Raw genomic sequence first — 11,598 nt, forward strand, 5'->3', positions numbered from 1 at the left:
ACCATCCTTTACGCGATAATCGTCTTTTTATTGTTTCTTTTTCCAGAAAGTCAGCTCCATGGAGTTTGCCTGACTTTTCCCCTTGTTCCAAGTCTCCAGCACATTGATCCGGATATACCTCACCGGGGGCAGGGTATCGGAGAGGATGTATTCTTCCCCTGCGAGGGCGTAGGCTTTGTCCGCAACCGTATTGGTTCCCAGCGCCGCCTGCGAGGGTTTGAAGGAACGGCACACCATCAGCTTCGTCCAGCCCGTCCAGCTGCCGTCGTCGGCCGGATCAGTGGCGCCCCATATCTCCCAGCTGCTGGGATTGTCGCTGTTATACAGAGAAGCCGAAGACGGGTCATTCCCCCGCTGCCAGATCTTGTACCGGCTGAGCTGCACTACGGCGCCCAGATCGAAGGTATAATGAAAAGGAAAAGCGGACCCGGTACAAAAGAACCCCTGGCCTTCTTTTATACTGCCGTCCCATAAACGAGACAAGACCCAACCGTAAGCCGTCAGCGCATCTCCCGGCAGGATCAGCTCTTTGAAGGCAGACTTATCCATCAGGGTTTCAAAGACAGGGGTCACCTGCGTATAGCCGGTATAAAAAGTATCTATGGCAGCAGAATCCGGCAAAAACAACGTGCGGTACTGCAGCTTGCTTCCTTCCTTCAGATCGGCGATGGCTATGGTATCCGCCTCCGGAGAAATAAACAATTGCCGGACATCTCCCGCAGTGCTGGTATAGCTCAGCTCCGCTCCGGCAAGACTACCTACAGCATGCTCCCATATAAGCCGGGCTTCCCCATCCGTCCACCGGGCGTCTTTCATCAGCCGGTTGCTCAGCGTGCCGGCATACTGATCGCCATAAACACGCCCCACTACCTCGCTTTTTACCGACCTGTGTCCTTCGTCGTCGCCGGTATAAATGGTAAAGGTATAGGTGCCTTCCTGCATATTATCCAGCATAACGTGGATGGAGTCGGTCAGCGATCCCTGCTTCACCGGCACCAGCAGGGAGTCCGCGCCACCGTTCCAGTACAGCTTGCAATAGGTGATCTTCGGGTCGGACAACAGCCAGGAAAGTGCAAGGCGATCCTTACCGGAGAAGGCTCTTACCGAATCTGCCTTTCCGGTATACACAATTTCCCCATCTTTGATGATCGGCTCATAGGTATGATCCATCTTGCTGCAGCTTCCCAACAGGCAGCATATTGATGCCAGGGACAACAGACAGCTAAAAAATCGGGCGGTGGACATATTTTCTGTTTTTATTAAAATAGATATCGATAAGGAGTCTCGGTTACTGCTCGGCGCCAAAGAGGGTTATTTCCATGATATGGGAATAATCATCCCCGCCCCAGGTGCTGAATACGTTGACGCGTATATACCTGACCGGGGGAGCATCAAATGGGAATATATATTCTTCCCCGTCCGCCGCATAAGCTTTGTCTTCGTTGGATACCTGCCCTATCGACAGTCCGGATGGCTTTATGGATTCGCAGTCCAGCAGCTTGGTCCAACCATCCCAGCTGCCGTCCTGCGCCGGCTGTGTGGATCCCCAGATCTCGAACTTACGGGGATTGCCATGGGCGTACAAAAAGCTGGGATTTGAAAGGATTCCCCGCTGCCAGATCTTAAAACGGCTGAGCTTGGCTACGGTTCCCATGTCGAAGGTATAATGATGCGGGAAGCCGCTGGGATTGTCGGCAGTACCCATATGCTCGGTATGGAATCCGTTGGGCTCCTCGATGCTGCCGTCCCACATCCTGGGCATGAACCAGCTGAAACCAGTAGGTGCATCGGTGGGCAGGCGGTACTCGCGGAATTTCTTTTTGTCGATCTCCTCTTCAAAGAGCGGCACCACTTCCTGAACCATGGTGTCGGAAAAGTTGTTCCACTGATCCCTGACATACACCGCAAATTTGCGTTTTACAGCCGGGAACCCCCTTACGGAAAAAGCGCCGCTGGGCCGTTTGGTATAGTTGGCATCCACCTCTTTCCAGTCGCCGAGGGAATCGGGTGTCAGCACAAAAAGCACGAGGTTGGCCTCGGTTGAATTGGTAAAGGCCAGGTTGATCCCGCCGAAGTCCTCTTTGATCACGATCGAGTTGCGTACGGACAACACGGGAGGAAGCGAAGGCTTTACTTTTACGGTAACGGGCTCGGAACGGTTTTCACCCCGGTCCACCGCATACAGCTTTACTTCATATTCGCTGGTATCCCCGAATCCGTTCAGCACTACAGCGTGATCATAAAAGGTAGCTTTGGCCACCTTGCTCCCTTTAGCGGTTTCGCATTCGGCCTCTACATAAAAGAGGTCCGCATCGGCAGGTGGAGCATAGCTGATCCTGACCGCACCGGGCAGAGGAGCCCAGCTCACCTTGGTCACCGGAGCGGGAGCACTGCCGTCGTTTTTTTGCGGAGCGGGCTGGTCTTCCTTACAGGAAGCAAACAGCAATGCCCCTGCTGCCAGCAGGATAAGGGGCAGAAGGCGTGTATATTTCATCATACTCGGTTTCATTTTCAGATTGGTTTGATATGATTTGTTCTTCCGCATCTTACCAGCCGGGATTTTGCACCAACTTTTCATTATCGATCATTTCCTGTTCCTTTATGGGCCACAGATAGTCTTTTTTCTCAAAACGCTGGTTATACAAGATCTGTACGCGATAATAGTTTCCCGCCTCTTCTGCTTCGGTATTCCATCCCATGATGGGAGCATTCAACACTTTCTCCGCTTCTTTCCATCGTCTGAGATCCCAGAAACGCTGCCCTTCAAAAGCCAGCTCGATCAGCCTTTCCTGGTGAATGATATCCCGCAGCCCGTCCCGGGTACGGTATTTTCCGGCATCTTTGGCATACTGCGACCAGGCATTTTCCACCGAAGGTATTCCCGCTCTCTCCCGGATCATATCGAGATAACGGTACACATCGGAAACCGGTCCCTGAGACTCATTCAGCGCTTCGGCATAGGACAGGTACAGCTCGGCCAGGCGGATCCTGGGCCAGGGGTAGGGTTCCGCACCGTAGCTGATACCCGTGCTCACGGAATTATTGAAATTGACCAGCTTTTTGGGCCAGTAACCGGTCACCGAATAATAGGCCACGTCTTTTCTGGCTGCAGCCTGTCCCATCTTGGCCTGTACATAATAAGGATCCTTATCATCAAACCGTCCCTGTCCGTACCAGATGCCGCCGTCGAAACCGAGATCGGCATAGAAGCGGGGTTCCCGGCTAAAATGAAGTCCTACAGTCTGATAGCCTTCCTTGATATCGAATTTATCCGCGGCCGTAGCAGTCCGGAGCGAATAACGTTCGGTGTAATCCCAGGTCTTGTCTTCCGTAATGGGCACTCCATGATTGGTATAAAACAGCTCGGCCATACGCAGGGTGGGTGCGTAAAGCGACTGGATATTGGGCGTGGCTTCGGGCAGCAGGCGGGCCTGCGAATACCACTGGAGGCGGTCTGCCACACTATTGGGATCTGCCCAGATGATCTCAGGATTCCATTTTTCCGTAATCGCGTTCCGGATATCCATCTTGGTAATGGTGGTATCCGAAAGCCCTTCCCGGTTGGGTTCCCAATGGTATAGTTTCGCACCCTGCGCTTCGCAAAAATCGATAGCTTCCTTACAGGCCTGTGCAGCCCGCTTCCATTTCTCAGGATCTGCCTGGGAAGGGAACAAATGCTGTCCTTTCTTGTCTGTAAAGCTCGCATAGTCAGGATTCCCGTTGAACAGGGGACTCGCCGCATTAACCAGTATTCTTGCTTTTATGGCCAGGGCGATGCCTTTGGTGATACGGCCCCGCTCAGTGGCCTCATTCTCGATCCGGTCCGGCAGGTTCATAGCCGCGGAGTCGATGAGGTTTATGATATAGGTAAAGCAGGAATCCACCGGCTGCCTTTCCACCTTTACGGCCTCCGTTCCGCTGGATACGGGCAGATTTTTGTCCATTATCGGAACGGGCCCGTACATCTGCAGCAGCAGCCAGTGATAGTAGGCTTTCAGGAAGTTGACCTCGGCCACCCAGCGGTCTCTTTCGAAATCATCCAGGTCGGGCACGCCGTCAATTTTTTCGAGGAAGATGTTGCAGTCACGTATCGCTTTGTAGCAGGAGATACCCGATCTTGTCCCGTCCCAATAATCCACATACGGGTCCACTATATTCTGACTGCCCCTCGCAATATTCCAGGGATTGTTGGATACTGCATAATACCAGCATTCGTCTCCCGCGAAAAAGGCAGGATCTTCCTGGAGGTTGTCTTCATTGGGAAGATAGGAATAGCAGGTAAACAGAAATTTTTCCGCTGCGCTCCGCATCACAAAGGCATTGTCTATGGTCGCTACGTCATCCGGCACGATATCCAGGTAATTACAGGAGCAGGATAACCCGAAAAGAAGCAGAAGGGATATTTTTTTTATCTTTTGCATGACCTATTTTTTATGTTAGAATGAAACCTGAATTCCCAGGTTCATGACCTTTTGGATGGGATAGCCCAGCCCGTTACCCCCCATTTCCACATCCCAGAGGTCAAACTTGCTGAGAGTCCACAAGTTGATCCCGCTGAAATAAAATCGGGTCTCCGTGATGTGCCAGCGCTGGGTAATCTTGCGGGGCAGCGTATAGCCCAATTCCAGGGTTTTTAAACGCAGTAACGCCCCGTTGCGCATGAACCAGGTATTCTGCTGGGCATCGTTACTGAGCAGGGTGCTGGTTGCTGACAACCGCGGCCAGAAGGCATAGGGATTCTGGTTGCTTTCCGACCAGTAGTTGTCTGCGATGGCTTTCAGCAACTGGTTTTGGAGCACACCGGCAGGAGCCGTTTCGTTCGGATAGAGATAAGATACAAACGGGGCTGTAGCGTATGGGTTTATCCAGAATGACTCCCGGGCCAGGCCCTGGAAGAAGCAGGAAAGATCAAAGTTCTTATACCCAGCGGAAAACCCGAACCCAAAAACGATCTCCGGTGTGGTCGGATACCCGATCGGCACCTGGTCCAGCGTGGTGATCTGACCGTCGCCGTTCACGTCCCTGTACTTGATATTGCCCGGGTGATACTCCCCGAAGTTCTGAAACGGAGCATTGTCGATCTCCTTCTGATCCACGAAGAGATGTTCGGCAATATACCCCCATTGCTGGCTCAATGAATAGCCGACATGCGAGAGGTATTTGCTGTCGTATTTCGGTTCTTCGTAGACGGTAAATGCGCTGGTAGCATAGGTGAAGTTGGCCCTCCCCTGCAGCCAGAAGCTGGGGCCGAAGGATTGGGAATAGTCCACAGACAGGTCGATGCCTTTGCTGTTCGCTTCTCCCAGGTTGGCCTGCGGGGTAACAGCCAATCCGGTAGTGCTGGGTATATAGGCGCGTGGCATCAGGATATGGGTACGGTGCTCTTTCCAGAGATCCAGCACTACGTTACCCTTATCAAAAAGCCCCAGGTCCATGCCCAGGTTGGTTTTATAAGAAGTTTCCCAGGTGATCTCCTCATTGGAATAACGGGAGATGGAAACACCGGTCCGGCTGTAGGTATAATCAGTCCCGAAACGCGAGCCGCGGTCAACATCATTCATATCCACATTGGAAAGGTAGAAGAACCGGTCCTCCGGCTTCCCAATAGCGTCATTGCCGACCAGGCCGTAAGTGGCCCTCAGCTTGAGGTTGGTGATGACATGAGAAAGGGGCTCAAGGAAGGGCTCCCGGGAGACCGTCCAGGCCAGCCCGACGGAGGGGAAAAAGCCGAATCGCTTTTCTTCAAAAAACCGTTCGGAACCGTTATAGCCAAAATCGAACTCGGCAAAATACTTCTTGTCATACGAATAGGTATACCTTCCGGATACGCCGATATTCCGATGCGGCAGAGAGGTCTGGAGATCGCCCGCATTGGCGTCCACCTGATTATCCATCAAAAACACCAGCATTCCGCTGATATCGTTCTTCTTCTTGATTGTGCGATTGTAGTTAAAAACCGCCTGGATGTATGAGGTGGCATGAACCTGCTTCGTGCCTTCGGCATAGCCCAGATAATCCGTACCGGTATTTTCGTTAAGCAGACCGATAGTATAGGCGTCATCCAGCTTGTCGTAGGTGTTTAGCTGATAGTAATAAGGGTTATAAAATCGCGAAACATCATTATAGGAACGCCGGGTAGTATTGACCATCGCCCTGAGCGAAAGGCCTTCGGTGATAAAGGAGAAATCCTGGTTCAGCTCAAACTGGGCCATCATAAGGAACTGGGAATAGTCCTTATACCCTTTTACCATATCTGCGTAAGGATTAAGATAATTGGCGGAAATACCATAATTGCCAAACATAATATGCCTTTCAAAACGGTGTTCCGCATCTTTGGGAAAATAAGCAGGAAACAATACGGGATTGGTCCGCATGATATTATGGTAAGTGTCTGTTCCGCCATTGATCGGACCGGTATAGTCGTCAAAGGTACCGTAGAGCCTTACGCCTACCTCGGTGGTTTTCGTGACGTTTATGTTCACGTTGGAGCGCAGCAGATAGCTCTTCAGGTCGATGTTGTTGTTGAAATTATTCCGTTTATCCACCCTGAGCATACCGTGGTCTTCGTTGAAGGTCCCGGCCAGGTAATAGCGGGCGACTTTACCCCCGCCCTTTACATTGAAGTTGGCCCGCTGGTTCATGGTATAATCCCTGAAAAGCGTGTTTAGCCAGTCGGTGGCAGGATAGGCATAAGGATTGGAACCGGGCTTCAGCGTATTATCAATCTTATCCTGCGTATAAGGCAGAACAGACAGCGGATCCGACATGATAGCGGCCTCGTTGGCCATCTTCATATAGGTAACCGGATCGGCCAGCTGGATGTTCCGGGTGGGCATGGAAACGGAGTTTTCCACACGTACAGTAACCTGCGCCTTTCCTTCCGCACCTTCTTTGGTGCTGATCAGGATCACACCGTTGGCCGCCCGGGCGCCGTATAAGGCGGTGGCGGTGGCATCTTTCAGGATGGAGAACGAAGCGATATCATCCGGCTGCATCCGGGCCAGATCGGTAGCGTTGAACTCTATTCCGTCCACCAGGATCAGGGGGTCTTTTTTATACCCGAAGGTGGTGACGCCGCGGATGAAAAACTCGGCATTATCCGCCCCCGGCTCCCCGCTGCGCTGATAGGCGACGACGCCGGCGAGACGTCCGGCAAGCGCCGTGGTGAGGTTGCTCGATGGCACTTTCAGCTCGGCGGGATCAATGGTGGTCACCGCACCGACCACATCCTCTTTCTTCTGGGTGCCAAAGGCCACGACCACCGTTTCACCCAGCGTGTTGGAAGCCGGGAGCAGCCGGATGTCAATGGAGGTCTTTCCGCTAACCGGCACCTCCTGCTTGTCAAAGCCGACCATACTGAAAACCAGCACCGCATTATCGGGTACAACCAGGATATAGCGGCCGTTCAGATCGGTAGTGGTTCCGACAGTAGGTTTGTCCTTTACCGACACGGTCACACCGGGCATAGGCGCCCCGCTGCTATCGGTAACCAGACCCCGGACTTCCTTGTCCGGAAGCCGCAGGCCGGTTTCCAAAGGAATAACAGCGGATGGTTTGACGCTTACCTCAGGATGTATGGTATGGGACAGGGGCGCTGCGCGACCGGCAGACAGGAAGATCAGCATAAGCAAAACAAGCCCCGCGGTCTTTGGAGTAGATCGTTTTGTCATAGGTTTGAGGATGGTTAATAAATATCCGGCGCAGGATCACCGCAGACACAGGCGCTGCAGCTCATCCGCAGACCGGATTATATATAATGACGCTTTTTCTTCATGAACAAAAGCTGCTTTTGTAAGCAGCCTGATAACAACGGTGAAAAATAAATCAAAAATATGGTCTGGAAAAACAGAACGGCAGAAAAGCGGGTTAAGAAAATATGAACGATAACCAACTTCACTTCATCAGCCGTACGCATTTTATTTGGCAGGGTAATAAAAGACAGTATCGAAGAGCAAGCTCCGGCAACATGACCGCCTTGTACTGCAACAGCGGGAAACTCTGCCCCGCCGCTATCCGCCTCCGCCGCTTCAATTCGCTTTCGATCAGAAACTTCGCCGGCCATCATATCGTTTCAAAAGGCGATCATATTGTTTCAAAAGTACAATCATCATCGTCTTCCGAAATAGTCAATCTTACTTAAAAAATGGATTATCTTACGGTCGCTGTTTCTCTTCACTGATATCTTCCGGTGAGGGTAACGACGGATTGAGGCTTTACAACGATACTGTCTGGCGCGCTGTAAGAACGCTTCAGGTTGCTATCGGCATCGGTGGTATAAGTATTCAGCAGGTTCTTCCGGAGGGTTGCGGAAGTATGTAGCCGCAGCGTTTTTGTTTCATTGCTGACGTTGACGAGCACCACCACCAGGGATTTCTCCTGCGGATCGTGGTATGCGGAAACCATCAGCGCTCCCGCTGCTTTCACAGGATCATGCAAGCCGTCTATCGATGCGGTGACGCGTTGCATGCCCGGGCGGACAAAACGGGCATAATTACCCAGCGCCCAGAGTTGCTTGGATTCAAGCACGACACCGTCTCTTTTGCATTGATCCACATTTATGCTGCTGTCGGGCGCGTTGATATAGACCAGGGCATCGCTGTAATCATAGGGACTTACTGCCAGCCACCATTGCCAGGAAGATACATTGGCTACGGTGAGATCGTGATGGATCACCTTGGCTACATACAGTCCGTAGCCGATGCCGGTATTCCGGGGACTGCCGCTGTACTGTCCGCAGATATCCCCCAGTATCCCGAACTCGCTCTGCCAGACGGACAAGGCAGGGTTCACCTGACGGACCTTTTCGGCCAGCTGCTGACGTACATGGACCATCTTATCATCCGGGCAGGTAGTAAAATAACTATGTCCCGAGATAACGGGCGCCACGTCCGGCAGGTTACCGATATAATCCGGGGAAGCAGCGGAGAAGAAACGGCTGACCTGGTCGCCCCGGTCGTCGTTGTTGCGGCCATAGAGAAAATCCAGCTGGCCGGCTTCTCCGATCACTACTTTCGCCGTGGCATGCCTGGTCTTCAGCGCGGCGGACAACTGCTTTACCAGCGCGGCGATATCCCCGTTGGTAGCCTGGCTGCCCGCCTGGGAAGCGGTGGGCTTGCCCTTGGCGCTCCAGTCCCATTGCGGCTCGTTTACCGGGCTCAGGTAATCCAGCCGGAGATGTTCCGCTACGGCAGCGAGGAAGCCGGCATAATCTTTCATCCGGCCTTCGCGGATGTTCAGGTGGTTGTCCCCGCCGGGGTGAAAGGCCTTCCCGTTCCGCGTCATGTATACGGGCGGGGATATGGCAAAGCCAAGGGTATACTTCACTCCCCTGCTGCGCGCCGCCTGAAGGAACCATTGCTGCCCGGCCTGCTTGTTCCAGTTATACGAGCCGTCCGCATTCAGAAAGCATTCCTCTCTTCTCCAGTCGGTGGCGATGCCGCTGCCCGCCCCCTGCTCAAAGCTGCCGGCGCCGATATTGAACCGCCAGAGCGATAGCCCGATGCCGCGCGGGGTCCCGTCGGCCAGCGTATCGGTACTGAACAGCAGATCGGCGACCCTGTTCTTCTTGCTCACATCTGCCCAGCTGCCGATGAACTTGCCGGTCCAGCAATCCGAAGCACCAAAGCTGTGTATGGTCTGGTGGGTATCGGCAAGGTCTATACGAAGTTCCAGCAGGGCGGAAGTGTCCTTCCCGCCGGGCATTTCCGGCGAAGATGCAGGCGCGGGCTTCCCGCAACAGGAAAACACGGTCAGGAGCGACAGGACACCCGCGGGAACGATCGTTTGCCAACTTTTTTTCAACAGTAGGTTCAATTTCTGGTTTCTGATTTCTGATTTCCGGTTTCTGGTTTGAGGTTCAATAATCTAAGGTTCAAGGTTGATCTGTCTGGAATGGAACTTTAAACTTGAAATGCCTTTCACCTTTCACCCTTCACCTTTTACCTTTCGCCCTTCACCTCTCTCAATATCCCGGATTCTGCTCCACCACGCCGCCGGAAGCCACGATCTCACTGTTGGGGATCGGCCAGAGCAGGTGGACGGCCGGGTTGAAATGAATACCCTTGTTTTGCGGCTCCAGCGTATTGTTCGTTTCAAAAACATCCTTGCTGGTCTTGGTATTATAAAGCACAAAGCTGCCGTTGGGTCCGAATATATCCTCGATCACCCTTTTCCCCGCAGGATCTTTCCACCGGCGCAAGTCGTAAAGACGATCGCCTTCAAAGGCCATCTCCAGCCTTCTCTCTTTTCTTACCGCGTTGATGAGATCCCAACCGCTCAGGCTCATATCTGTCGGGAGCTGTACCCGGTCCCGGATCATCTTCAAAGAAGCGAGGGCTTCGGCGGTCTTCTGCTGCATAGCGCAGGCTTCCGCATGGATCAGGATCACATCGGCCAGCCGCAGGATGATGTCATCACGCGAATACAGACCGTTGGAAGGCCGCTCAGCCTTGGGCACATACCACTTTCTGCAAAACCTTCCGGACTTCGAGGCAGGGCTCGGCCCCCCGGGCACATATCCCCTTCCGTCAAAGGACTTGTTATCGGGGTCTCCGGCTACCGGCTCACCCTGCTTATTGATGGTCCATACCCGGCGGATACTGTCTTTCTCCGAAAGATAGGCGTTTTCCAGGTCGCTGGTCACGCTGTAATAGCCCCATCCTGCATCCGCAACGGAATTCATCATATACAGCGGGCTGGAAGGAAGCGGCGGATTCTGAGAAGAAGCCGTCTGTATCTCAAAAATAGATTCGGCTCCGTTCTTGTAATGGTAATCCCAGAGGTCTCCGAAGTCATTTTCGAGATGATAGTCTCCCATATCCATGACCTGTTTTGCCGCAGTTTCCGCATCGGCCCAGTCTTCGGCATAAAGATAAATCTTGGCCAGCAGGGCCAGGGCGGCGCCTTTGGATGCTCTGAATTTATCAGCAGGCGCATATGCTGATTTAAGAGGTAATACCGCAGCCGCCTCTTTCAGGTCGGCAATCAGCTGATCATACACTTCCTTTACCGTGTTCCGCGGCAGATGCGTGTCCGGTAAGTAGGTTTTCAATACCAACGGTACTCCGCCATAATTACGCACCAGGTCAAAATAGCACCAAGCCCGCAGGAATTTCAGCTCCCCGGTAAACCGCTGCTTGTCCGCGGTATCGATGGGGGATCCGCTGATCCCTTCTATGGCGCTGTTGAATATACCGATGCCTTTATAAAGCTGTATCCACTGGCTTTCGTTCCTGTCATTACCGGCATCAATGGTATACTGCGATACCACGTCGTAGGTGGAATGACTGGATTGATAAGTATTACCGATCCAGGCATTGTCGCTTGCCGCCTCCCCGGAGAGGTACCGCCAGTTAAAGGTCTGCCACCAGCTGTCCCAATCGATATACCGGTAGCATACCTGAGTAGAAGTGTTACACTGCTGGACAGTAGTATAGTACAGATCGGGCTGTACGCTGCTGCCGTGCCGGTCCACCGTGAGCAGGGATTTTTCGCAGCCGGTAAATACTACCGTCAGCAAAACCGAGACGCCCAGCATTATAATGCGATAATTACGTTTCATCTCTTACTATTTTTGTTTTGAATGGTCGGGTGACTGCG

General features: G+C 52.8%; 7 protein-coding genes. All 7 read right to left on the reverse strand.

Translation table 11 applies throughout. The features are described from left to right. Positions 1-27: 27 nt before the first annotated feature. Complete coding sequence (locus ABD851_RS07385) at positions 28-1,245, reverse strand: DUF4998 domain-containing protein (protein WP_344977763.1); 1,218 nt, start codon at positions 1,243-1,245, stop codon at positions 28-30. Between the two features lie 43 nt (positions 1,246-1,288). Next, on the reverse strand, positions 1,289-2,494 hold the full coding sequence (locus ABD851_RS07390) for a DUF5000 domain-containing lipoprotein (protein WP_344977765.1): 1,206 nt from the start codon (positions 2,492-2,494) through the stop codon (positions 1,289-1,291). A gap of 52 nt (positions 2,495-2,546) precedes the next feature. Continuing rightward, positions 2,547-4,421: a RagB/SusD family nutrient uptake outer membrane protein gene (locus ABD851_RS07395; protein ID WP_344977767.1), complete on the reverse strand. Its 1,875-nt coding sequence runs from the start codon at positions 4,419-4,421 to the stop codon at positions 2,547-2,549. 15 nt (positions 4,422-4,436) lie between these two features. Next, positions 4,437-7,670, reverse strand: coding sequence for a SusC/RagA family TonB-linked outer membrane protein (locus ABD851_RS07400; RefSeq protein ID WP_344977769.1), 3,234 nt, complete (start codon positions 7,668-7,670; stop codon positions 4,437-4,439). A gap of 77 nt (positions 7,671-7,747) precedes the next feature. Beyond that, positions 7,748-8,062, reverse strand: coding sequence for a hypothetical protein (locus ABD851_RS07405; RefSeq protein WP_344977771.1), 315 nt, complete (start codon positions 8,060-8,062; stop codon positions 7,748-7,750). A gap of 110 nt (positions 8,063-8,172) precedes the next feature. After that, complete coding sequence (locus tag ABD851_RS07410; protein ID WP_344977773.1) at positions 8,173-9,801, reverse strand: glycoside hydrolase; 1,629 nt, start codon at positions 9,799-9,801, stop codon at positions 8,173-8,175. A 160-nt stretch (positions 9,802-9,961) separates the two neighbouring features. Then, positions 9,962-11,560, reverse strand: coding sequence for a RagB/SusD family nutrient uptake outer membrane protein (locus ABD851_RS07415; protein ID WP_344977775.1), 1,599 nt, complete (start codon positions 11,558-11,560; stop codon positions 9,962-9,964). Positions 11,561-11,598 lie beyond the last annotated feature (38 nt).

Source organism: Compostibacter hankyongensis (genome assembly GCF_039541075.1).
GTDB classification, from domain to species: domain Bacteria; phylum Bacteroidota; class Bacteroidia; order Chitinophagales; family Chitinophagaceae; genus Compostibacter; species Compostibacter hankyongensis.